Genomic DNA, 367 nt, shown 5'->3' on the forward strand with positions numbered 1-367 from the left:
GTGCAGGGCACAATCGCGCGCCATTTCCTGCTGCCGGGATTTCCGGACTTCCTCGCCCGGCATCCGCATATCCAGATCTCGATGAGCGAGGGCGACCGCTGGGTCGACATGGTGCAGGAGGGCGTCGATTGCGTGCTCCGCTATGGCAAATTGCCCGATAGCGAGCTGGTGGCGCGGCAAGTGGCGACCCTGGACCGGCTGACCTGCGCCACGCCGGCTTACCTGGCGCGGTTCGGCACGCCAACGAGCCTGGCATCGCTCGACGGGCACCAGATGGTGGGCATCCGATCGGTTACGACGGGGAATGTCACGCCGCTGGAGTTCGACGTCCACGGGGAAATACAGGCCGTATCGATACCGGCCGTAC

The 367-nt window shown here is 65.4% G+C and carries 1 protein-coding gene; it reads left to right on the top strand.

Annotation, left to right across the window (positions count from 1 at the left end; translation table 11 throughout):
* Positions 1-367 (top strand): LysR substrate-binding domain-containing protein (locus AB4Z35_RS31255; RefSeq protein ID WP_442101333.1); only part of this gene is annotated, 367 nt, incomplete at both ends.

The sequence above is a fragment of the Pseudomonas sp. KB_15 genome, assembly GCF_052114525.1.
Taxonomy (GTDB): Bacteria; Pseudomonadota; Gammaproteobacteria; order Pseudomonadales; family Pseudomonadaceae; genus Aquipseudomonas.